The organism is Comamonas sp. CMM03 (assembly GCF_019218715.1).
GTDB lineage: Bacteria > Pseudomonadota > Gammaproteobacteria > Burkholderiales > Burkholderiaceae_C > Comamonas > Comamonas terrigena.
Genome location: NZ_JAHUXB010000001.1, coordinates 887,757 through 910,389 on the forward strand (window position 1 = coordinate 887,757; position 22,633 = coordinate 910,389).

Below are 22,633 nucleotides of genomic sequence, written 5' to 3' on the forward strand. Positions count from 1 at the left end.
CACTGCAATGGCTGCGGCGGGCCTCGGCGCGTGGGAGCGCAGGAAGGCGGGGCTGGTGCTTCAGGCGGGCAGCGTGTCAGCCGCCATGGCGCTGGCCTGCCATAGCGCATGCCATTGCGGCAGCTGTGCCGCCGGCATGGGGCGGGCAAAGAAGTAGCCCTGGCCGACCGCGCAGCCAATCGTCTGCAGCAGCTGGCTTTGCTCCCGTGTTTCCACGCCTTCGGCTATCACCTGGTAGCCGAACGAGGCGGCCAGACCGGCCACGCCCTGGATGATGGTGCGGTTGCTCTGGTCGTCCAGCATGTCGCGCACAAAGCTCTGGTCGATCTTGAGCGTGTCCAGCGGCAACTGGCGCAGATAAGTCAGCGAGCAGTAGCCGGTGCCAAAGTCGTCCAGCGAGACGGTGATGCCCACGGCGCGCAGCTGTTCCAGCTCCTTGGCCACGTGGGTGATGTCCTGCAAGGCCGCGCTTTCGGTGATTTCCAGGTCCAGCAGGCGGGCCGGAACTTCCGGGTGCAGGGTCAGCTCGGTGATCAGCCAGTGCGCGAACCCGGGCTGCTGCAGATGGCCTGCCGAGATGTTGACGCTGACCGGCACTTCCAGGCCCTGGGCGCGCAACTGGGCAATGGTCTGGATGGCCTCGCGCACGGCCCATTCGCCAAAGGGGATGTCCAGCGGAGAGCCTTCCACCAGCGGCAAGAAGGCGCCGGGGGCCAGCACGCCCCGTGTGGGGTGGTTCCAGCGTGCCAGTCCTTCCACGCCCACCAGGCGGTTGCGCACCATGTCCACCTTGGGTTGCAGATAGAGTGTGAATTCGCCGCGCTCCAACCCTTCGCGCACGCGCAAGGTATCGGCCTGCTGGGCGCGCATCTGGCGTTCGGTGACGGAGTCGAAGGCACGCACGCAGTTGCGCCCCGATTGCTTGGCCTGGTACATGGCCTGGTCGGCATGGCGCAGCAGCGTGTCTTCGTCGGCATCGTCCTCGGGATAGAGGGTGTAGCCCATGCTGGCCGTGATGCGGGCCGTGTCCGCGCCCAGAATGTAGGGGGCCGCCAGGCGCTGCATGATGCGTTCCAGCAGGGCTTCGCAGTGCGATCGGCTTTCCAGCCCGTTGAGCAGGATGACGAATTCATCCCCACCCAGGCGGGCCACACAGTCCTGGGAGCGCAGCGCGCTTTTGAGGCGCTTGGCCACTTGCACCAGCAGCAGGTCGCCCACATCGTGGCCCAGCCGGTCGTTGATGGGCTTGAAGCCGTCCAGGTCGATATAGACCACGCCCAGCTGGCCGGCGTCATGGCGGGCAATGCGGGTGCTGTCTTTCAGGCGCGCCGTCAGGTGCAGGCGGTTGGCCAGACCGGTCAGGGCGTCGAAATGGGCCATCTGCTCCAGCACATGGGTTTGTTCGCGCTGGTGGGTCACGTCCTGGGTCACGCCCAGCATGCGCACGGGGCGGCCATGGCCGTCCACATCGACGATCTTGCCCACGCTGCGCAGCCAGCGGCCGGATTCGGTCTCGGAGGTGCGCCAAGTGGCGTCAAACGGCGCATCCCCCGGTTCTTCAATGTGGCGCAGCAGCTCGGCATTGATGCTGGGAATGTCGCTGGTGGCCAGCAGTTCGGTCCAGTGCCGGTCCATGCGTTCGCCCAGGGCGGTGGGCGTGTGGTCGGGTTCGATGCCGTTCAGACGCCGCCACTGGGTGTCGCCCGAGATCATGCCGGTGGCCAGGTTCCAGTCCCAGCGGCCCAGTGCGGCGGCGGACAGCGTCAGCGCAATCAGGGCCTCGCTCTCGCGCAGGCGCTCTTCCTCGGCCTTGCGGTCGGTGATGTCCAGCACCGACACCAGCCAGCAGTCGCCGTCGAAGAAATGGGTGCGGCGCAGCGAATACAGCACCGTCAACGGGCGGCCGTCACGGGCCGTGAGGCGCGCTTCCTGGTGGGCGGCGTCGCCATGGGGCATCTCTTTCCAGCGCCCGGGGGGCAGCAGGCCCAGCGATTCGGCGTTCTTGCCCATGCATTCGTAGCGCGTGTAGCCGAACAGGTCTTCCCAGGCGGTGTTGATGGTCTTGAAGCTGCCGTCATGGCACTGGGCCAGGGCCATGGGGGTGGAGACCAGCTCGAAGATGCGCTCGAAGCGCACTTCGGACTGGCGCAGGCTTTCCTGGATGCGCTTGGCGCCGTCGATGTCCTGCATCACGCCACGCAGGCCGGTGACTTGGCCCTGGGCGTCCAGGATCACCTCGCCGCGCGAACGCATCCAGGCCATGCGGCCGTCGGCACGGATGATTTCGATCTCGGCGCTCCAGTCGCTCTTGGTGCGCAGGCAGTGCTTGATCTTGTCGCGCATCAGCCCGCGCCAGGCGGGCGCCACAAAGGTGTTGATGTACTCCCGCGGCAGCGGCGCGTTGCGGGGCAGTCCATGGATGTCGTAGCAGACCTCGGACCAGTAGACCAGGCCCGAGCCCTTGGTGTCTTCCCAGACGCCCAGCTGCGCCAGGTGGCCCGCCTGCTGCAGCAGACCGTTGACGGCATGCAGCTCTTCGTGGGTGCGTTTTTCCTCGCTGGTGTCGCGGAAGACAAACATCATGCAGTCTTCGCCGGCAATAGGCAGGATGCGGGCCGAGATCAGGCCGGTCACGGTGCGTCCCAGCGCCACGCTTTGCACGCAGATGGGCATGCGGTCCACGCTGCCGTGGCGGTTCAGGTGCTCCAGCAGGCGCGGGCGTTCCTGGGCGGTGGCGTAGATTTCCAGTTCGTAGTTGGTGCGGCCAATCACCTGTTCCCAGGGCATGCCCATCATCTGGCAGAAGGCGGGGTTCACGTCCAGAAAACGGCCGTCCATCACCCGGGTGATGCCTGCCGGGTCGGGCAGCATGCGGTAGGCCGCCGACAGGGCATCCATGCGGGTGGCATGCGCATCGCCATGCTGGGCGTGGGCAGCGGCGGCCGGCAGCAGGCGCCGGGCGGCCAACACCATCAGTGTCAGCGACGTCAGCCAGGACAGGTGCAACCAGTCCAGCGCGGGCAGACGCAGTACTTGGCCCAGGCTGGAAGGCAGGCCCAGCAGATGCCAGAGCCAGGGGATAAGCAGGGCGGCCACCATGGCCAGCGACCAGAGCGCGCGGGCAGTCCACAGCGCAGAGGCTCCGCGCGCGGCGGCAGCGGGGACGGGTTGTGGATTGCGGTCGGAAGCGCTCATGGATGGGTCTTCCGCGTGGTTCGCGCGCAGGTGTACATCGCGCCTTCTTCCCTCTGCTGCATCATTCGCCTTGTCGTTCTGTGTGGTGTGCCGCCTGGGGCGTCACGCGGGCGACTGTAGGTGTGGACGCGCGATCATGCATTGATCTGGGTGGGGTTTCCCTCGGGGCTTGCCCCAGGTAACCAAATGTAGTGCGCTGCAGGCAGCTGCTTGGTGCCTGGGCTGTGGTGCGCAGCCTACAATCCGGGCTTTACTGCCCCGGCAGCCCGCCGACAGGGCGGGACACATTGCACCGAAATACAAGGACGCCACCGTGCACGCAGCACCTTCGATTTTCAAAGCCTATGACATCCGGGGCATCGTCCCCAGTACCCTGAACGAGGAAGTGGCCCGCGCGCTGGGCCGTGCCTTCGGCATGGCCGCGCTGGCTGAGGGGCAGAAGACCGTGGCGGTGGGCCGTGACGGTCGTCTGTCCGGTCCCGCGCTCAGTGGTGCGCTGATGGCAGGGCTGGTGGATGTCGGTCTGCACGTGATCGATATCGGCATGTGCACCACGCCCATGCTGTACTTTGCGGCAGCCACGCTGTGCGAAAGCGGCATCCAGGTCACCGGCAGCCACAATCCCAAGGATTACAATGGCTTCAAGATGGTGCTGGCTGGCCGTGCCATCTACGGTGAAGAGATCCAGGCCCTGCACCGGACCATGGAAGCCGAATCCTGGCAGCTGCAGCCTGGCGGCAGCATTCGCCATGTGGATGTGCTGGCCGATTACAGCGCCCGCATCGTAGGCGATGCCAAGCTGGCGCGCACCATGAAAGTGGTGGTGGACAGCGGCAACGGCATTGCCGGCGCTTCGGCCCCGGGTATCTTCCGCGCGCTGGGCTGCGAGGTGGTGGAGCTGTTCTCGGAAGTGGACGGCGATTTCCCCAACCACCATCCCGACCCCAGCAAACCCGAGAACCTGCGCGATGTGGTGCAGGCGCTGCGCGACACCGATGCGGAACTGGGCCTGGCCTTTGACGGCGACGGCGACCGCCTGGGCATTGTCACCAAGGACGGGCAGACCATTTTCCCCGACCGCCAGATGATGCTGTTTGCGCAGGATGTGCTCTCGCGCGTGCCCGGCGGGACGATTCTGTTCGACGTGAAATGCTCGCAGCGCCTGGCGCCCGCCATCCGCGCGGCCGGCGGCGAACCCCTGATGTGGAAGACCGGCCACTCCCTGGTCAAGGCCCGCATGAAGGAAGTGGACTCGCCCCTGGGCGGCGAGATGAGCGGCCATATTTTCTTCAAGGAGCGCTGGTACGGCTTTGACGATGGCACCTACGCCGGTGCACGCCTGCTGGAGATCCTGAGCAAGAGCGCCGACCCCAGCGCGGTGCTGAATGCGCTGCCCACCAGCTTCTCGACCCCCGAACTGAATGTGGCCTGTGAGGAGGGCGAACCGCACCGTCTGTCCGCCGAGCTGCAGCAGCTGGCTTCCAGCGCCTTCAGCGCCCCGGCGGTGATCAGCACCATCGACGGCCTGCGTGTGGACTGGCCGGATGGTTTCGGCCTGATCCGTGCCAGCAACACCACCCCCGTGCTGGTGCTGCGCTTTGAAGGCCAGACGCAGGAGGCGCTGCACCGCATCGAAGGCGAGATGCTGGCGCTGCTGCGCCGCGTCAAGCCCGATGCCCAGCTGGGCGCGTCGGCCCACTGAGGGCGGCTGTGTGCCCGCAGTCCTGTCTCTGAACGTCCAAAGCCGCCCGTGACCCTGGTTCGCTCCCTGTACGCTGCCCTGACCTGGGCGGCCCAGCCTTTGCTGCGCCGCAAGCTGCGCCGCCGCGCCCAGCAGGAACCCGGCTATGCCGAGGCCATTCCCGAACGCTTCGGCCACTACCAACCGGCCGATCTGGGGGCCGAAGGCCTGGGCCAGTGGCTGTGGGTGCATGCCGTCTCTCTGGGGGAGACCCGCGCTGCCGCCATTCTGTTGCAGGCGCTGCGGGACCAGCACCCGGGCTTGAAGCTGCTGCTCACGCATGGCACGGCCACCGGCCGGGCGGAAGGGAAAAAACTGCTGCGACCTGGCGACATCCAGGTCTGGCAGCCCTGGGACAGCCTGGGCGCCACGCGCCGTTTTGTACGGCAGTTCCAGCCGGTGGCCGGGGTGCTGATGGAAACCGAGATCTGGCCGAACCTGCTGGCTGCCTGCCGCGAAGCCGGCGTGCCGGTGGCCCTGGCCAATGCGCGGCTCAATGCCAAATCCCTGGCCGGCGCCCAGCGCTGGGCCGCGCTGTCGCAGCCGGCCTACCGGTCACTGGCCGCCATCTGGGCCCAGACCGAGGACGATGCCGCACGCCTGCGCCAGCTGGGCGTGCAGGTCAGCGGGGTGTTTGGCAACGTGAAGTTCGATACCGTGCCGGATGCCCAGCAACTGGCGCAGGGCCATGTCTGGCGCGCGGCCAGCGAACGGCCGGTGCTGTTGCTGGCCAGCAGCCGCGAAGGTGAAGAGGCGCTGTGGCTGGCTGCCGTGCAGCGCCTGCGTGCCGAAGGGCAGGGTGCACGGATGCCGGTGCAGTGGCTGATCGTGCCGCGCCACCCCCAGCGCTTTGACGAAGTGCAGCAATTGATAGCGCAGGCAGGACTGACGGTGTCGCGCCGCAGCCGCTGGACCGGTGAGGCGGCCACGCAGTCCCCCGCCGCTGCCGATGTCTGGCTGGGTGACAGCATGGGAGAGATGCCGTTGTACTACGCCCTGGCCCATGCCGGTCTGCTGGGGGGGAGCTTTGAGCGCCTGGGCGGTCAGAATCTGATCGAAGCGGCGGCCTGCGGCTGCCCCATGCTCCTGGGGCCGCACACCTTCAACTTTGCCGAAGCGGCGGAGCAGGCCTGCAATGCCGGCGCGGCACTACGGGTCGAAGATATGGCGGCGGCCGTGCAGCAGGCCACGGCGCTGGTGCAGAACGGCACGCAGCTGGCGGCCATGCAGCAGCAGGCCCTGGCCTTTGCCTCCACCCACCGCGGCGCTGCCCAGGCCACGGCACAGGCCGTGCTGGCGCTGGCCTGGCCCCAGGGCGTGCCGGGCTGAAGGTGTACACGGAGTCGCTGCAGCCCGGTGCACAGCCTTCTCTAATGGGGTGACTGTCGCATCGAGAAGGCGTTGTTGACAGGCTGCGTTAGCGTGGTGAACCACGCGGCATACCCACAGGCAGGGCGGATGCTGGATTTACACAAGCATGGGAGGCCACCAGTACCACAGCGGGGCAGGGGCCGCCCCGGCTATGGCCGCTGCGGTCTTCAGGGCCGGGCGATCAGCTGGTTCAGGCCGTGGATGTCCTGCATCTGCAGCTGGCCTGCGGCCTGGCGCAGCTTGAGCTGGCCGACCAGCACGTTGTAGCGCGCCTGGGCCAGGTCGCGTTGGGCCTGGTAGAGCTGGCTTTGGGCGTTGAGCACGTCCACATTGATGCGCACCCCCACCTGGTAGCCGAGCTGGTTGGCTTCCAGCGCGCTTTGGCTGGAGGCGACGGCCGCTTCCAGCGCCTTGACCTGGCCGGTGCCCGATTGCACGCCATAGAACGCCTGGCGCGCGGCCTGGGCACTCTGGCGGCGGGCGTTGTCCAGGTCTGCGCGGGCTTTTTCTTCCAGCGACAGGGTTTCCTTGACGCGGTTTTGCACGGCAAAGCCGGCGAACAGCGGCATGTTCAGCGTCACGCCCACCTGGCCCTGGTGGATGCGGTTCTTGATGGGGATGGTGGTTGTGCCATCCGGGTTGCGCTGCACGCCGTAGCTGGCTTGCAGATCGACGGTGGGCAGGTGGCCGGTTTCGGCCTTGCGGGTTTCCAGCTCGGCCATATCCAGGGCCAGGCGGGCCTGGCGTACCAGGGGCTGGTCGTTTTCGGCCTGCTCTACCCAGGGCGCCACCGTGGCTGGCTGCACGGCGGGCAGCTGCACCGGCTGGGCCAGGGGGCGGGGCTGCAGCGGGCTTTTGCCCACCAGCTGCTCCAGCGCCAGGCGCTTGACCTGCAGGTCGTTGGTGGCGGCGATTTCCTGGGCTTCCACCAGATCGTGGCGGGCCTGGGCTTCGCGCTGGTCGGTGATGGTGGCGGCGCCGATGTCGAAATTGCGCTGGGCGAATTCCAGTTGCTCGCGCACGGCGCGTTTCTGGGCCTGCACCGTGGTCAGCGTGTCCTGGGCGGCCAGCACGTCGAAGTAGCCCTGACTGACGCGCACCAGCAGGTCCTGCGTGGCGGCATCCAGCTGGGCACGGGCCAGTTCCACATTGCGCTGACCCTGGCGGTAGGCGATGGTGTTGGCCGGGCGGTACAGCGGCTGGCTGGCCTGGATGGCCGCACTTTGCTGGTGTGCACTGCCCAGCACGCCGGGAATGTTGGGGTGCAGCTCAGTGCGGGTGTAGTTGGCGCCGGCCTGGGCGCCCACGCTGGGCAGCAGGCCGGACTTGGCCTGGGCGCCCTTGTGTTCGGCCGCATCCAGTGCGGCGCGGCTGGACAGCCAGGGCGCATCAAAGCCCTGGGCCAGTTCCACCATTTCCACCAGGCTTTGGGCACCGGCAGGGGCCGCGGCCAGCCCCATCGTCAGCAGGGTTGCCAAGGTCGCGCAGTGCGTCAGAGAGTGCCGGAAATTGCGAACCATGGAGCTCCTCAGGATGGGGCAGGGGGACAGGAAAAGGCGAACAGGTCGGGTGGCAGGCAGTCTGTCAGTAGCGCGGTACGCTGGGGTCGCGCTGCAGGGACCAGGCGTCGATGCCGCCTTCGATGTTGGCCACCTGCCCGAAATCGTGCTGCGCCAGGAACATCGCTACCTGCATGCTGCGCATGCCGTGGTGGCACAGGCAGGCGGTGGGACGCTCGGGATCCAGCGCGGCCAGTTGCGACGGAATCTGCCCCATGGGCAGGTTCAGCAGCTCAAAACCTTCGGCGGTGACGTGCGCGGTCTGGAATTCCCAGGGTTCGCGCACATCCAGCACCAGGGGAAGTGGATCCCCGGGGTGCTGGGCCAGCCAGTCGTTCAGTTGCGTGGGAGAGACGCGGGTGAACATGGGTCTGACTCTTCTCAGAACACGAAGCGTTCTGCCGTGGCAAAGCCGGACAGACGGGGAGCGACCATGTCCCAGGGTTCGGTGGTGATGCGCTCGTTGCCGTGGCGCTTGACGATGGTGAAGCGCATCATGGGCGATTGGCCCACGATGGCGCCCAGGCGGCCGCCGTCTTTCAGGTGGTCCAGCAGGGCTTCGGGCAGCACTTCCACCGAGCCACTGAGCACGATCACGTCGAACGGGCCTTCGGCCAGCAGGTCCTTGGAGCCGTCGGCCACGCGCACGGTGACGTTGGTGGCTCCGGCGGATTCCAGGTTCTCGCGGGCCATTTCGGCCAGCTCGGGGTTGATTTCCAGGGTCACCACTTCCTTGGCCAGCTTGCCCAGCAGGGCGGCGCTGTAGCCGGAACCGGTGCCGATTTCCAGCACGCGTTCGTGGGCCTGGATGGCCAGGTCGTTGGCCATGCGGGCGTCGACCTTGGGCGACAGCATGGTCTGACCGGCCACGCCCAGGGGGATTTCCACGTCCATGAAGGCCAGTTCGTACGAGGCCGGCGGCACGAAGTCTTCGCGGCGCACGGTTTCCAGGGCTTCGATCACACGCACATCCTGCACCACCCAGGGGCGGATCTGTTGCTGGACCATGTGGAAGCGGGCCGTAGCGTTGGCGTCAGAGGTATCAACCGGGCGGTTATAGGGCAATGTCATCGGGGGTCTCCTCCACAAGGGATGGCTATATCGCAAAATCTTCGATTCTAAGGTTCCTGGGCCGGGTTTGCCGGGGCATTGCCCAGCTTGCGGCGCACCCAGTTCGCCAGATCGTCCATGTAGCAGTACATCACCGGCACCACGACCAGCGTCAGCAGCGAGGAGGTGATGACCCCGCCGATCACCGCCTGGCCCATGGGGGCGCGCTGTTCCGAGCCTTCGGACAGGGCAAAAGCCAGCGGGACCATGCCGAACACCATGGCCAGCGTGGTCATCAGAATGGGGCGCAGGCGCACGCGGGCGGCTGTGAGCAGGGCCTGCTCGCGCGGCATGCCGGGGTGGGGCTGGCCGTCCTCTCCCGTATGGGGGGCGCGTGCGCGGATGGCAAAGTCCACCAGCAAAATGGCGTTCTTGGTGACCAGGCCCATCAGCATCACCACGCCGATGATGGAGAACATGGACATGGCGGAGCGGAACATCAGCAGTGCCAGGGCCACGCCGATCAGCGTCAGCGGCAGCGAGGTCATCAACGCCAGCGGCTGCACAAAGCTCTTGAACTGGCTGGCCAGGATCATGTAGATGAAGATGATGGCCAGTGCCAGTGCCGACAGGGCATAGGCAAAGGATTCGTTCATGTTCTTGGTGGAGCCGGCAAATTCCCAGCGGTAGCCGGGCGGGAGGGCGGCGCTGCCCATCAGGCGGCGGATGTCGCCCGAGACTTCCCCTGCCGAGCGCAGCGCCACGTTGGCGGTGAATTGCACCTCGCGCGCCAGCCCGCGCCGGTTGATCTGCCCCGGACCGGTGGAGTCCACCAGCTGTGCCACCTGGTTCAGGCGCACGATCTGGGTGCCGCCGTCGGTGCCTGCCAGGGCAAACGGCAGGCGCGCCAGGTCGCTGGGCTGGCTGCGGGCATCGGGTGCCATGCGGACGTTGACGTCGTAGGTCTCGTCGTTGGTGGCGCGCCAGTTGCCCACGGTTTCGCCGGCCACCAGCACGCGCAGTGCGGTGGCCAGGCTGCCCACGGACAGGCCCAGGTCGGACGCCGCATCGCGCCGCACCTGGATGTCCACCATGGGGCGGTCGGGTTTGAGGCTGCTGTCCAGATCCACCAGACCGGGAATCTGCCGCAGCTGGGGCAGCAGCTGCTGGTTCAGCCGGTCCAGCTCGGTCAGATCGGCACCCATGATGGAAAACTCAATCTGCTTTTGCCCGCCCACCGGGTCCAGCAGGCCCACATGGGTGACGGTGATGCCTGGAATCTGCTGCAGCGTCTGGCGCAGCGTCCGGCCCATGTCTTCCACATTGCGGCTGCGCTGCTTGCGGTCCACCAGCCGGATGTAGATGGTGGCGTCGCTCTTGCTGGGGGCATTGCCGCTGTTGATGGTGGTGACGGTGTAGCGCACTTCGGGCAGGGCGCGGATGGCCTGCTCCACCTGGTGGGCGCGGGCCTCGGTGGCTTCCAGGGAGGTGCCCTGGGGGGTGCTGAACTTGACCGTGGTTTCCGAAAAGTCTGCCTTGGGCACGAATTCCGTGCCCAGCAGCGGCAGCAGCAGGATGGAGCCGATGAAAATGCCCAGGGCCAGCAGCAGTGTCCACAGCTTGTGGGCGAGCGACCAAGCCAGGATGCGCTGGTAGAGCAGGGCCAGCTCTTCGGTGGCGCGCTCAAAGCCATGGGTGACAAGGCCCAGCGTGCGGCCATACAGGCTTTTGTCCGGCCCCTGGCCGGCGCTGTGGATGCTGGGGTCGTGCCAGATGCTGGAGAGCATGGGGTCCAGCGTGAAGCTGACAAACATCGAAATCAGCACCGCTGCGACGATGGTGATGCCGAATTCGTGGAAGAACTTGCCGATGATGCCTTCCATGAAGCCGATGGGGAGGAAGACGGCCACGATGGACAGGGTGGTGGCCAGCACGGCCAGACCGATCTCCTGGGTGCCGTCCAGCGCGGCCTGGAATGGGGTCTTGCCCATCTGCACATGGCGCACGATGTTTTCGCGCACCACGATGGCGTCGTCGATCAGCAGGCCCACGCACAGTGACAACGCCATCAGCGTGATCATGTTGATGGTGAAACCGAAGGCGTGCATGAAGAAGAAGGTGCCGATCAGCGCAATCGGCAGCGTCAGCCCGGTGATGACGGTGGAGCGCCAGGAATTGAGGAACAGGAAGACGATCAGCACCGTCAGCAAGGCGCCTTCGATCAGGGTCTGGCGCACGTTGTCCACGGCCACCTGGATGGGGCGGGCCGAATCGCTGACTTTTTCCAGGCGAAAGCCGGGCGGCAGCTCGGCCTGGATGGCCAGCACGGCCGCGTCCAGGCCCTTGACCACGGCAATGGTGTTTTCTTCCTGTGCTTTCTGTACCGAGAGCAGCAGGGTGCGCTGGCCGTTGTAGAGCGCCAGCGATTCCAGCTCCTGCGCGCCATCGTTCACGCGCGCCACCTGGCCCAGGCGGATGGCGGCGCCGTTCTTGCGGGTGATGATCAGGTCGGCAAAGTCCTGGGGATTGCGCATGCGGGCGTCGATCTGCACCACCCGTTCCTGCTGCAGCGAGCGGATGGCGCCCACCGGCAGGTCCTGGTTTTCGCTGCGCACGGCAGACACCACCTGGGACGGGGTGATGCCATAGGCGTCCAGTGCCGCCGGGTCCAGGTAGATATTGATTTCGCGCTTGGTGGCGCCTACCAGGTTGACGGCGCCCACGCCGCGCACGTTTTCCAGGCGTTTTTTCAGCACCTGGTCAGCCCAGGTGGTCAGTTGCACGGGAGAGGGAGGCTGGGGGCCATCGGGCAGGACGGCCAGTGTCCAGACGGCGGCGTCGGCCGGGTCGAAGCGCAGCACGCGCGGTTCCTTGACCTCGTCGCGCAATGTGGGGCGCACGGAGGCCACTTTCTCGCGCACATCTTCGGCGGCACGGCGCCCGTCCACGTACAGCTGGAATTCGACGATCACCACCGAGCGGCCCTGGTAGCTGCGCGAGGTGAGCGAACTGATGCCGGCAATGGTGTTGACGCCTTCCTCGATCTTGCGGGTGACTTCAGTTTCGACGATCTCGGGCGAAGCGCCGGGGTATTCCACCGTGACCACTACGACCGGGAAGTCAATGTCCGGGAACTGGTCCACCGCGAGCCGCTGGTAGGAGAACAGTCCCAGCACCACAAATGCCAGCATCACCATGGTGGCGAAGACCGGGTTGCGCAGGCTGACGCGGGTGAACCACATGGCGGGCTTTCAGCGTGCGGGCGCAGTCGTTGCGGTGGAGGGGGCTGCAGCCGGGGCCGAGGCTGCTGCAGGCGCACCGGGTGTACCGGGGGCGATGGGCGCACCGGCCGCGCCCTGCTGCAGCAGCTGGACGCGGGTGCCCACCGGCAAAGGCCCCATGCTGCCGCGCAGCACGGCACTGCCTGCGCTGGCGCCCTGGACGGCCACCCACAGCGCGGTGCTGTCGGTCCCTTCCGGCAGGGCCTGGGCGCCCAGCTGCACGGTCTGGTGTGCGACGGCGCCGTTCACCACGGTCTGGATGTAGGGCTGGGGCTGGTCGTTGCGCACGGCATCCAGTGGCAGGGCCAGGGTCTGTACCGTGCCGGTGGCGATCAGCCCCTGCACAAACAGGCCGGAGCGCAGCTGCAAGCCCGCCACGGGCTGCACGCGCAGGAAGACCGGCACGGCACGGCTGCCGCTCTGGGCGCTGGGGCTGATGCGCACCACCCGGGCGGTGACTGGCGTGCTGGCGCCTTCCACCGTCAGCAGGGCCGTCTGGCCGACCTGCACCCGCAGCGAGTCCTGGGGGGGCAGCGGAGCCTGTAGTTCCAGCGCGGACAGGTTCACCACCTCGGCGACCTGGGCTTCCACGTTCACACGTTCGCCGTCCTGGGCAAAGCGGTGGGCAATCTGACCGTCGATGGGGCTGCGCAGCACGGTGTCGTCCAGCGTCTTGCGCGCGGCATCGGCTGCGGCGCGGGCTGCGGCCGTGTTGGCGCGGGCGGCCTGCAGGCTGGCTTCGGAGGTGGCCAGGGCGGTGGGCGAGATGAACTGCCGGTCCACCAGCGCCTGGTTGTTCTGGTGCTGGCGCAGCTGGATGGCTTCCTGCGCCTGGGCGGCATCGGCCTGGAGCCGGGCCTGGCGGTAGCGGGCTTCGCTGTCGGTGGCATCGATGCGGGCAATCACCTGGCCTTTGCGCACGCTGTCACCCTCGCGCAGCGTAAAGTCCTGCAGTGCACCGGCCACACGGCTCTTGATCAGGGCGCTGTCCACCGCAGACAGGCTGCCGCTGACGGGGACCTGCAGCGGCAGTGTGCGCACCTGCAGCGTGGTCCAGTCCGCTGCGCCGGCCTGCAGCACGGCGGCGGGCGCTTGCTGCTGCGCCTGCAGGGCTTGCTGCTGCTGGCGTTTGGCCACCACAGCCCGCCAGGCGCTGAAGCCCAGGGCCAGAACGACCAGGGCGATCAGGCCCCCAAGCAACCAGGATCTGCGCAGCAAGCTCATATGTCTGTGGTGTGGAGGGGTAGCGTGGGATGCAGCTGGGGCAGGGGCAGGGTGTCTGCATCCACCGGCTCGCGCAGCAGGCCGCGCAGGCAGTTGCGAAATTGCGATAGCAGATAGCTGTGCGGCGTGAGCCCATGGTCCATCGGCAGGCACAGGGTGCCGGTGGGTTGCCACAGCATTACAAAGGTCATCGGCGTCAGCACCAGGTACAAGGCTTCACCCAGTGGCATGGGGCGAAATTCGCCGCTGTCCATGCCGCGCTGCAGGATACGTTCGAGCATCGCGTGGCCGGGTTCATCTACTTCGTGGCGGTAGAACGCGGCCAGTTCCGGAAAATGTGCCGCCTCGGCCCACATCAGGCGGCAGATGCCGCCGGCCTGGGTGCTGGCGATCTGCTGCCACCAGACTTCGAATGCCCGGGCCAGCAGGGCGGCGCTGCTGCCCTGGTAGCGGTCCAGCTCCAGCTGCCAGTCGGCGTAGCAGCCGCTGATGCTGTGGCGCACCACGGCCTTGAACAGTTCTTCCTTGCTGGGAAAGTACAGAAACAGCGTGCCCTTGGACACGCCAGCGCGGGCGGCCACGGCCTCCACGCGGGTGGCGGCATAGCCTTTTTCCAGAAACAGGGACAGCGCCGCTTCCAGCAGTTCACCCGGACGCGCTTCTTTGCGGCGGCTGCGGCGTGGGGCGTCGGTGCTGCTGTCGGGCATGGGTGGGTAGGGATCCAGTTAATGACTGATTGGTCATTAATGTAGCCAAGGCAGCGCACCGCTGTCAAACACTGCCGTGGCGGTGGTGGCGGCCGGCAAATCCGTACTTGATGCAGGGCAAGGCCTGGCGGCCGGCTGAGGCTGGTGTACAACAGCGGCATGACTGAAACCATTTATCTGGCAGGCGGCTGTTTCTGGTGCACCGAGGCCGTGTTCGACCGCGTGCAGGGCGTGATCGATGTGGAAAGCGGCTACGCCAACGGCCATGTGGACCATCCACGGTACGAGCAGGTGTGCGAGGGCACGACGGGCCATGCCGAGGCCGTCAAGCTGGTGTTCGACCCGCAGGTGATCGGTCTGCGCCAGGTGCTGGAGATCTTTTTTGGCACGCACGATCCGACCACACTCAACCGCCAGGGCAATGATGTTGGCACGCAGTACCGCAGCGGCGTGTATGTGACCACGCCGGCGCAGGAGCAGGTGGTGCAGGATCTGCTGCGCGAATTCGGGCAGGACAAGACTTTCGGGGCGCCGGTGGTGACGGAAGTGGCGCCGCTGCGCAGTTGGTGGCCGGCCGAGGCCTACCACCAGGATTATTTCGCCCGCAATCCACAGCAGGGCTATTGCGCCTATGTGGTGGCACCCAAGGTGCACAAGTTGCTGGCCACCTTCGGCCGCTACGTGAAGCCTGACTGAGACGGCTTCGACGTACCCACTGGCAGTGGGCAGCATCAGGAGAGGATTTGGCGGGAGGCGAAGGCAGAAATCCGGTAGTGATGCGCTGTATTGCAATTGAATTGCGTTAATATTGCAATCCCGCTGCAATTGCAGTGTGCCTTGAGTGTGCCCATGCCCCGCCCAGCTTCTTCCGTGGAATTGTCGTTGCCGCCCGGCATGCGGGCCACCCGTGCCACGCGTGCGCTGGTGGCGCTGCTGCGCAGCCAGGCTGCCAGCCGCCTGTCGGCCGCCGAGGTGGAGGCTGCGCTGGCCCGCCTGGGGGTGGCCGTCAACCGGGTGACCGTGTTTCGCGCACTGGACCGGCTGACCCAGGCCGGGCTGCTGCAGCGCCGGGTGGAGGATGACCGCATCACCCGTTTCCAATGGCGCAGTGATGCAGCGCGGGCCCAGGCCAGCGCTGCGCCGGCGCCTGTAGCACCGCGCGCGCCGGTACAGTTTCATTGCCTGCGTTGCGCGCAGGACCTTCCCGTGGACAACGCCGCGCCTGCGATGCAGGCATCGGTACAGGCCCTGGCGGCCGCGCTGGAGCGGGCCGCAGTGGGGCAGTTGCAGGCAGTGCAGCTGCAAGGCCTGTGTACACCGTGCAGTGCGGCCTGAGTCCAGCTCCATGGCTGGCATTGCGCTGGCATCCACCCTCTCTTCCGAAAGAAGCTCCATGCAATTCCGTCTTCTGGCCTGTGCCGCAGTTTTTTCCCTCATCGGCACGGTGGCGGTGGGTGTTCAGGCCCAGCCGACCGCCCGCACGCCACAGCCTGTGCCGGTAACGGCCGAAGCCGCGCCCAAGCCGACCACGGGCCAGCCGGTGCTGGATGCACACACGCGCGAGGACATCGAACGCCACCAGTCCATGGCACGTGCCCATGCCCAGGCCGCCCAATGCCTGGAAGCAGGCAAAGGCGAAGACCAGTGCCAGAAGCAGTTGCAGCTGGCCTGCAAAGGCCTGGCCCTGGGCAAGAACTGCGGCATGCGCCACAGCCATTGAGCCTGCGGGTGGAATGAACGCTGCGTGATGCACTGCATGCTTGCCTACCGAGCCGGATGCCCGTGCTCCCTGTCAAAGGGGGCTGCGGGTCCGCACGCGTGGGTGCATCAGCACTGGGCTCCGTCCGTGCGCCAGCCCAGGCGGGAGGAAGTGTGATGCGCCAGCGGGCCATGCATTCCGCGGGCGGCACCACGGCAGCGCTGTCACTGCGCCGCTGGCTGGCAGTATGGCTGCTGCTGGCGTTGTGCCTGGCACCGCTGGTGGCGCGGATGCACCAGGTGGTGCACATCCCTGGTGCTGGCCTGGCGCCTGCCGTTGCCACGACCGCACCATCACTGCCTGCGGTATCCCCGGGTGGGGTGGGCCACACCGTGCAGGCGCTGTTCGGTCACCATGGCAGCCTGGACTGCCAGGCGCTGGACCAGTTGGCGCATGGTCAGGCGCCGCTTGCCTCTCTTTCCTGGCTGCCCGCATGCTGGGCTACGGCGGTTTCTCTGGCTGCGCCAGTGCATGCCCTGGCGCAGCAGCGCTGGTGGGCGCCGCTGGCCAGGGGGCCGCCCGGGATGCACCTGCCCCCTGGTTTCTGATCCGATTGGTGCGTCTGGAGGCATCCGCAACGCCTGTCCCTGCTGTGGGTGGTGTGTTGTGGCGCATGTCCCGCACCCCAGGAAGGCTGCGGTCCCCTTGCGCCCGCTGATGGCGCAGCGCGCATGCCGCACCGGCCTATCGTCTGGATCAGAACCGTTCAAGAGCAGAGCAGCTTGTGCGCACTCAGTGCGCATGGGACTGCTGACCATATGAAAAGCGCTGCCTGAGGAGGGCGGCGCAAGCTCCCACTGCGGCGGTCAGCCGGTCTGCGCATGCAGCCCATACGGTGCTGTGCGCCGCTGCAGCAGGGGAGTGCAGAGGGAAAGTTCCTCCATGAACGTTTTGAGTGCATCGACCCATCCGGCCCAATCCCGGGCCAATTCATCCACCACGGTACCCGATGGCGCCGAGCCCGCCTGGAAGGCACCGCGTGGAGCAGGGCGCAGCCGTCTGCGCGGCGTGGCCTTTGCCTGCTGGTGCCTGGCGATAGGCACCGCAGCCGCGCATGCGCAGACGCCATTCGCAGAAGCTGGCGCAGTGACTCCTGCTCCCACCACCGTGGCAGCACAGGGTGCCGATGCAGTGGCAGCGAAGCCGGCATCTGGCATTGAATCTACATTACATGAAGTCGAAATTCGATCGAGTGCATGGTCCCTGGAGCAATCAGCGCTGGCGTCACCAGTCCAGGTGCTGGAAGGCGAGGCCCTGGAGGCACGCCGCAGCGCCACATTGGGTGAGACCCTGGCCAGCGAGCCTGGCGTGCAGTCCACGCATTTCGGCGCAGGTGCCAGCCGACCGGTGATCCGCGGCATGGATGGACCGCGCGTGCAGGTGCTCAGTGGCGGCAGTGCGGTGCAGGACGCTTCCAACGTCAGTCCCGACCATGCGGTCATGGCCGACTCCATGCTGGCCGAGCAGATCGAGGTGTTGCGCGGCCCGTCCGCCTTGCTTTACGGCGGTGCCGTGGGCGGGGTGGTGAATGTGCTGGACAGCAAGATTCCCACGGCGGTGCCGGAAAATGGTGTGCAGGGCAGCGCCCAGGCACGTTACAGCTCGGCCGACCGCGGCAAGACCGGTGCGTTCGCGCTGACTGGTGGACAGGGTCCGCTGGTGGTGCATGTGGAAGGCATGGGCCGCAACGCCCAGGAATACCGTGTGGGCCGCGGTTGGGACGGTGGTTCGCGCGTGGGAGGCAGTTTCTCCAAGGGCGAAACCGGCAGCGTGGGCCTGAGTTGGGTGGGTAGCGAGGGTTATCTGGGCCTGGCCTACACACGCCAGGAGGCACGTTATGGCTTGCCCGGCCACGAGCATGTGGACTGCCATGCACACGGCGACCATCTGCATTGCCACGACGACCACGATCATGACCATGACCACGGCGATGGGGCCGACATTCCCACGGTGGATATGCGCAGCAACCGCTGGGACCTGCGCGGAGCCTGGCGCAATCCTGTGGCCGGCATTGCTGCTGTGCGGTTGACGGCCAGCCAGACGCGCTATGGACACGAAGAGCTGGATGAAGGCGAAGTTGCCACCAAGTTCCGCAACCGTGCCCACGATCTGCGGCTGGAAGTGGAGCACCAGCCCATTCCTGGCCTGGCCGGTTTGAGTGGCGTGTTCGGGGTGCAAAGTGCCCAGCGCCGCTTCAGCACCGAAGGGGAAGAGGCCACGGTCCAGCCCACGGACACGCGCAGCTGGGGCATGTTCTGGCTGGAGCGCTACCAGGTGGGCGACTGGACGCTGCAGGGCGCGCTGCGCCACGACCGCCAGCGCATCCGCGCACTGGAAACGGGGGAGGAGCGCGAGCACAGCGGAAGCTCTGCCTCGCTGGGTACGGTATGGCGTTTCCAGCCCGGCTGGCAAGCCAGCCTGAGCTACACCCATGCCAGCCGCATGCCGACGGCCGAGGAGCTGTTTTCGGACGGCGTGCACCTGGCCACCAACGCCTACGAACGCGGCAACAGCCAGCTGGGCCGGGAAAATTCCCGCGCCTGGGATCTGGGCCTGCGCAAGACGGCGGGTGACACCACCTGGGGCGTGAGCCTGTACCGCCATCAAGTGGATGGCTATATCTACGGCCGCACGCTGGACGTGCACGACGGCTTTCAGCTGCTGGAATACAGCCAGGCGGATGCGCGCTTCACCGGACTGGAGGCCGAGTTGCGCCACCGCTTCAATGCCACCTGGGCGCTGCGTCTGTGGGGTGATGCCATGCGGGCCGAACGGGCCGATGGCACCCGCCTGCCGCGCATTCCGCCGGCCCGCCTGGGAGCCCAGCTGCATGCCAGCTGGCAAGACTGGAAGGGCAATGTGGAGTGGGTGCAGGCGGCCCGCCAGTCGCGCGTGGCGCCGCTGGAGTCGCCCACACCGGGCTACGGCCTGCTGCATGCGGGCATCAGCTACACCTTGCGCACGCCCCAGGGCCAGCCGCTGGAGCTGTTCGTGCAGGGGCGCAACCTGACCAACCGCCTGGCCTATGCGCACACCAGCTTCATCAAGGACGCAGCGCCGCTGATGGGGCGCAACATCACCCTGGGCGTGAAGATGGACTTCTGAGCCTGTTTCTGACCACGGCCGCCACACATGCCGGCGGCCGTGGTCACGAGTGGTGAGTGTGGCGAACCAGCCTGCGCGCCCGGGCCGTGGTGCGGCTGGCCGTATTCGTGGCGTTCCGGGGCCTGCAGGCAGTGCCTTTGGCAGGCGCAAGCGCCACCGTTCGTAGTGCTCCTGCCCGGGCTGCACGGCAACAGCGAAATGCGGGTTCATATTGCTGGCGGTGAAGACCTGATCGCCATCGTTGGTCGTCTGCAGAGCTGCGCTGCAGCGGTGCAGGCCGTATCGAATGATGTTGTTGATGTCGCTTCGATCATGTGGAGCACCTGCGCAAGGAGCTGGTGGCAATGCTGTGGGTATGAACGCCGACATCGCTCTGCTTCTGAATCAGCGCGGCGGAAAGTTTCGCTGTGTTGTGTCGTGAGGCGATTTGGAGGCGACAATTTATGCGAATAAATTCAATTTATTTTTTGTCCAATTTCACCAATCATTTAAACGAGTGTAAATGCTAACAAACATGTGAATTTTTTGTGGATTCTTTTTTTTGGTGCCGTGCTCCTTGCACCAAATTGGGTATGAGAGAAGCTGGGCATGTATACTTCGCGGCTAAAAATAAGTGCGGGGTATCAATGGAAGCTTTGAAGATGTTCAAGTGCTGGGGAGTAGCACTTGGATTGGTGGTCATGGTGCAAAGCTCCATCGGCCAAACAAAAGATGTCGCTTTTGCAGGGGTTGCTTTTGCTGGGGAGGCTGCAGGTTTGACGCAGCGGTTTCCCTATTCGTTGCAATACGACAAGCAATTGAAGGCGGCGAAAAGCAGCTTGTTCAAAAGAACGTATGAGTACGTTGCAGTGAATAAGCCAAAGAATTTCAATTTATCCACCCAGCCTGTTGGTGATTTGAAGGGAAGTGATCAAGCGCTGGTCGCCTCTTTGGTCATGAGCTCCGAAACTGTTTCGGTGGAGCATTTTGGAAATATTCGCAAGCTTTTCATTCTGCTGCGTGGTCAGGCCTTGTTCTTCGACTTCAAGTCGATGAATGTGGTGCGCGCATATCCAATCAGCTTTGGTTATGTAGACAACTTCCAGCACGACCCCAGTCCTCAGGAAATTCTGGAACGCGTGCGTTTGGTTTATGAGGGCAGTGACAACAAGCCCGGTATCTATGGCCGTTACGCCAGCGCAATGGCTGGCGCCACACTGCCAGAGCAAGTGAGCCGCTATGTGCAGGTGAGCCGCGCCAGCCTCTCTGCCGAAATGGCCGCAGTTCTGCCTGATTACTTGAAGTCGACACCCGGAGCCAAGGAAACCTGGGCTGCTGATTTGGTGTCAGAGGCCATTTCCACCCGTGTGGGAGTGCCCATGGTTCCATATACCAAAGGCTATGCCGTAGGGAATGTGATGTCCATGCAAGTCATGGACGGAGAAGTTTTCAATCTCACGCTACCGAAGCCGGATTACGAAATCGAAGTTGATTTTAAAAACGTCAAGAAAATAAAATTCAGCCAAAGTGCTGGCGGAACTTCCTACGTCTATGGCACGTACGCTGATATTCGGATCCATGAGCCAGTTTCCGGTGCCGTGTACTTGCAGACTTCGTTGAAGAATGGTGAAACCAAAGTGGTACCGGCTTCGCAAACCTATGTCGACGATTTCCCCGCGTACTATGATTCTGCCAATGGAATGTTTGTCAAGCTTTCGGAAGCCATTGCCGGGAAAAGCAATCCATGGATAAAGACGGCTGCTTCCGCCTCTGATATTGACAGCCAAATCGAGAAAACTATCAAGTTGATGAATTTATGCAAGTAATCAAAAAATTATTGGTCTGGTCATCTATTGCCTTGTTTGCTGGAAGTTCCTGGGCCCAGGTTCAGCAGGCCAAGGGGAAAGCCACCGTGAGCTACCAAGGGTGGTCGGCGTCTGCAGACGATAAAGCGCGTGCCACTTCGGCAGCACAGCTGAAAGCGGTGGAGTTCTATTACGCGGAAGCGGGTCAGTCCGAGGCCGAGAACTTCGATGCGATTCGCGACAAAATTCTGGCTGCGCCAGATCGCTACATTCTCGACACGACGGTGTTGGCAGAAGAAGAAAACAAGGACAAGAAACAATATACGGTTGCCGTGCGCGTGGCGCTCAACGTGGCGAACCTGCGCAATGCAGTGAAATCGAATTCGGCCGTGGTCAAAGGTGGCACTGCAGCGCGGTCGCCACTGGCGTTCATGTTTGTGTCCCGTCAGGTGGACAGTACCCGCAGCTTTGACGACCGTGTGTACAAGCGTGTAGACCAGAAGGCCGATGTGAAGGGCAACGTCCAGGTTTCCGAAAAGGGCTCGGAAGGGGAGTCCTTTGGTCGCGGCCAGATCCAGACCAATGCGTCCACATCGACTTCCGTGAACGGCTCTCTTCAGCGTTCAGCGTCGATCGAAACGGGCGGTAGCACGACGCGGCGCGCCAGCGAATCGACCTTCCGTTTGTTGCCCAGTGCCAATTTGACGCAGGTTTTCACCTCCAACTTCACCCGTGCGGGATTCAAGGTGTCTGAAGCAGCCATGGTGGAGCCATATACGGACGGCAAGTTCAAAGTGGCCACCGTGGAAAACGACTACAAGTCCGGCATGGATCTGAAGCCTGCCACTTTGGCATCGCTGGTCAGTGGCATGCGTGCCGCACAGATTCCCTATGTGGCACTGGGTACGTTGGATGTTGGACTTGCCGACACCGACGGCAACACCGGTTTGATGCGTGTGGCGGTCACCGTCAACGCCAAGTTGCTGGATATCAGCCAGACCATTCCCGACACCCTGGCTTCTGTGGGCCCCGTGCAGTACGCCGGTGTGGGCCCTACAGAGGACGAAGCCCGCAACAACGCCCTCAAGCTTGCTGCCAACAATGCAGCGCGCGAACTGACCAGTCAGCTCACCAATCTGGGTGTGCGCTGATTTCTGTTTTCCCCGATTTTTGTTTGATTCTTGATTCAGGAGATAGATTGCAATGAAGAAGATCTTGACTGCTATTGCTGTGGTGTGCGCAGGCATGGCCACCCCTTACACCGCCTCGGCACAATTCAATATTCCCAGCTTCGGCGGCAGCAAGTCCAGCGCCCCGGCTGCTGACCTGGGTGGCCAGCAAACCACTCTGGTGAAGAATTTCGTGGCAGCCAACGTGGATGTGCTCAAAGCCAACTCCAAGATGGGCGAAGCTCTGGGCCTGAAGGCCACCGCCGCCGATGCCGAAGCCGTTGCGCAACAGCTGTCGTCTGGCTCGACCTTTGACAAGGATGCTGCTTCCAAGGCAGCCACAGCCGTGGGAGATACCGGCGGTGCCATCGCTGCCAAGCTGGCGGAAAAGCCTGCACTGGATGCAGCAGCCAAGGCCACTTATACCCAGGGCCTGTTGAGCCTGGCCAAGGGTGTGGTGCGCTACACCGGTCTGGGCAAGGATGTCTCTGCCATGGGCGATGGCCTCAAGAGTGCTCCTCTGACCCAGCTGCCTTCGCTGGGCGCTGCCAGCTACGTGGTGACTAAGTTCCCCACTTCGACGACCGAGGTCTTGAAAGCGCTGAAGAACGCGGTGGACTTTGCCAAGAGCAATGGCATTGAGGTGCCGGCAGAAGCCACTAGCCTGCTGTGATTGACTGACGACGGA

General features: G+C 64.9%; 17 protein-coding genes. 10 read left to right on the forward strand and 7 right to left on the reverse strand.

The window, feature by feature from the left end; all coding sequences use genetic code 11:
* Positions 1–60 precede the first annotated feature (60 nt).
* On the reverse strand, positions 61–3,195 hold the full coding sequence (locus tag KW830_RS03995) for a bifunctional diguanylate cyclase/phosphodiesterase (RefSeq protein WP_218332212.1): 3,135 nt from the start codon (positions 3,193–3,195) through the stop codon (positions 61–63).
* A gap of 313 nt (positions 3,196–3,508) precedes the next feature.
* On the opposite strand from KW830_RS03995, the gene KW830_RS04000 reads away from it, so the two are divergent.
* The gene (locus KW830_RS04000; protein ID WP_218332213.1) at positions 3,509–4,897 is read left to right on the forward strand and encodes a phosphomannomutase/phosphoglucomutase; all 1,389 of its coding nucleotides are present in this window, start codon (positions 3,509–3,511) and stop codon (positions 4,895–4,897) included.
* Between the two features lie 48 nt (positions 4,898–4,945).
* Positions 4,946–6,265 (forward strand): 3-deoxy-D-manno-octulosonic acid transferase, encoded by a 1,320-nt coding sequence (locus KW830_RS04005; RefSeq protein ID WP_218332214.1) that lies wholly within the window; start codon positions 4,946–4,948, stop codon positions 6,263–6,265.
* A 209-nt stretch (positions 6,266–6,474) separates the two neighbouring features.
* On the opposite strand, the gene KW830_RS04010 is transcribed toward KW830_RS04005, so the two are convergent.
* The 6 genes from KW830_RS04010 to KW830_RS04035 form a co-directional block, all read right to left on the reverse strand.
* A complete protein-coding gene (locus KW830_RS04010; RefSeq protein WP_218332215.1) occupies positions 6,475–7,827 on the reverse strand; it encodes a TolC family outer membrane protein in 1,353 nt (450 codons plus the stop codon).
* Between the two features lie 64 nt (positions 7,828–7,891).
* Positions 7,892–8,233 carry a rhodanese-like domain-containing protein gene (locus KW830_RS04015; RefSeq protein ID WP_218332216.1) on the reverse strand — a complete coding sequence of 114 codons (342 nt, stop codon included), beginning with the start codon at positions 8,231–8,233 and terminating at the stop codon, positions 7,892–7,894.
* Between the two features lie 14 nt (positions 8,234–8,247).
* Entirely contained in the window at positions 8,248–8,937 is a 690-nt protein-coding gene (locus KW830_RS04020) for a protein-L-isoaspartate O-methyltransferase (protein ID WP_066532033.1), read from the reverse strand.
* Positions 8,938–8,984: 47 nt separating this feature from the next.
* A complete protein-coding gene (locus tag KW830_RS04025) occupies positions 8,985–12,158 on the reverse strand; it encodes an efflux RND transporter permease subunit (protein WP_218332217.1) in 3,174 nt (1,057 codons plus the stop codon).
* A 9-nt stretch (positions 12,159–12,167) separates the two neighbouring features.
* On the reverse strand, positions 12,168–13,421 hold the full coding sequence (locus KW830_RS04030; RefSeq protein WP_255578060.1) for an efflux RND transporter periplasmic adaptor subunit: 1,254 nt from the start codon (positions 13,419–13,421) through the stop codon (positions 12,168–12,170).
* The gene (locus KW830_RS04035; RefSeq protein ID WP_066532019.1) at positions 13,418–14,128 is read right to left on the reverse strand and encodes a TetR/AcrR family transcriptional regulator; all 711 of its coding nucleotides are present in this window, start codon (positions 14,126–14,128) and stop codon (positions 13,418–13,420) included. The genes KW830_RS04030 and KW830_RS04035 overlap by 4 nt, the downstream gene beginning before the upstream one ends.
* A 159-nt stretch (positions 14,129–14,287) precedes the next feature.
* Between KW830_RS04035 and msrA the strand changes: the two genes are divergently transcribed.
* The 8 genes from msrA to KW830_RS04075 all read left to right on the forward strand — a co-directional run bounded on the left by msrA (position 14,288) and on the right by KW830_RS04075 (position 22,618).
* Positions 14,288–14,824 carry a peptide-methionine (S)-S-oxide reductase MsrA gene (msrA, locus tag KW830_RS04040; protein ID WP_218332218.1) on the forward strand — a complete coding sequence of 179 codons (537 nt, stop codon included), beginning with the start codon at positions 14,288–14,290 and terminating at the stop codon, positions 14,822–14,824.
* A gap of 153 nt (positions 14,825–14,977) precedes the next feature.
* On the forward strand, positions 14,978–15,463 hold the full coding sequence (locus KW830_RS04045) for a transcriptional repressor (RefSeq protein ID WP_218332219.1): 486 nt from the start codon (positions 14,978–14,980) through the stop codon (positions 15,461–15,463).
* Positions 15,464–15,668: 205 nt separating this feature from the next.
* Complete coding sequence (locus KW830_RS21520) at positions 15,669–15,848, forward strand: hypothetical protein (RefSeq protein ID WP_370510805.1); 180 nt, start codon at positions 15,669–15,671, stop codon at positions 15,846–15,848.
* Between the two features lie 155 nt (positions 15,849–16,003).
* Positions 16,004–16,435 (forward strand): hypothetical protein, encoded by a 432-nt coding sequence (locus tag KW830_RS04055; RefSeq protein ID WP_218332220.1) that lies wholly within the window; start codon positions 16,004–16,006, stop codon positions 16,433–16,435.
* Between the two features lie 334 nt (positions 16,436–16,769).
* Positions 16,770–18,992: a TonB-dependent receptor gene (locus KW830_RS04060; protein ID WP_218332221.1), complete on the forward strand. Its 2,223-nt coding sequence runs from the start codon at positions 16,770–16,772 to the stop codon at positions 18,990–18,992.
* A 626-nt stretch (positions 18,993–19,618) separates the two neighbouring features.
* Positions 19,619–20,797, forward strand: a complete 1,179-nt coding sequence (locus KW830_RS04065) for a hypothetical protein (RefSeq protein ID WP_255578062.1) — start codon at positions 19,619–19,621, stop codon at positions 20,795–20,797.
* Positions 20,788–21,927, forward strand: a complete 1,140-nt coding sequence (locus tag KW830_RS04070) for a hypothetical protein (protein WP_218332222.1) — start codon at positions 20,788–20,790, stop codon at positions 21,925–21,927. Before KW830_RS04065 ends, KW830_RS04070 begins: the two co-directional genes overlap by 10 nt.
* Positions 21,928–21,979: 52 nt before the next feature.
* Positions 21,980–22,618, forward strand: a complete 639-nt coding sequence (locus KW830_RS04075; protein WP_066531995.1) for a hypothetical protein — start codon at positions 21,980–21,982, stop codon at positions 22,616–22,618.
* Positions 22,619–22,633: the final 15 nt, after the last annotated feature.

Excerpts from the sequence above, each read along its gene's own strand:
- KW830_RS03995 (WP_218332212.1), bottom strand. The coding sequence starts at position 3,195 with ATGAGCGCTTCCGACCGCAATCCACAACCCGTCCCCGCTGCCGCCGCG.
- KW830_RS04010 (WP_218332215.1), bottom strand. The coding sequence starts at position 7,827 with ATGGTTCGCAATTTCCGGCACTCTCTGACGCACTGCGCGACCTTGGCA.
- KW830_RS04015 (WP_218332216.1), bottom strand. The coding sequence starts at position 8,233 with ATGTTCACCCGCGTCTCTCCCACGCAACTGAACGACTGGCTGGCCCAG.
- KW830_RS04020 (WP_066532033.1), bottom strand. The coding sequence starts at position 8,937 with ATGACATTGCCCTATAACCGCCCGGTTGATACCTCTGACGCCAACGCT.
- KW830_RS04025 (WP_218332217.1), bottom strand. The coding sequence starts at position 12,158 with ATGTGGTTCACCCGCGTCAGCCTGCGCAACCCGGTCTTCGCCACCATG.
- KW830_RS04030 (WP_255578060.1), bottom strand. The coding sequence starts at position 13,421 with ATGAGCTTGCTGCGCAGATCCTGGTTGCTTGGGGGCCTGATCGCCCTG.
- KW830_RS04035 (WP_066532019.1), bottom strand. The coding sequence starts at position 14,128 with ATGCCCGACAGCAGCACCGACGCCCCACGCCGCAGCCGCCGCAAAGAA.
- msrA (WP_218332218.1), top strand. The coding sequence starts at position 14,288 with ATGACTGAAACCATTTATCTGGCAGGCGGCTGTTTCTGGTGCACCGAG.
- KW830_RS04045 (WP_218332219.1), top strand. The coding sequence starts at position 14,978 with ATGCCCCGCCCAGCTTCTTCCGTGGAATTGTCGTTGCCGCCCGGCATG.
- KW830_RS04055 (WP_218332220.1), top strand. The coding sequence starts at position 16,004 with ATGCGCCAGCGGGCCATGCATTCCGCGGGCGGCACCACGGCAGCGCTG.
- KW830_RS04060 (WP_218332221.1), top strand. The coding sequence starts at position 16,770 with ATGAACGTTTTGAGTGCATCGACCCATCCGGCCCAATCCCGGGCCAAT.
- KW830_RS04065 (WP_255578062.1), top strand. The coding sequence starts at position 19,619 with ATGGAAGCTTTGAAGATGTTCAAGTGCTGGGGAGTAGCACTTGGATTG.
- KW830_RS04070 (WP_218332222.1), top strand. The coding sequence starts at position 20,788 with ATGCAAGTAATCAAAAAATTATTGGTCTGGTCATCTATTGCCTTGTTT.
- KW830_RS04075 (WP_066531995.1), top strand. The coding sequence starts at position 21,980 with ATGAAGAAGATCTTGACTGCTATTGCTGTGGTGTGCGCAGGCATGGCC.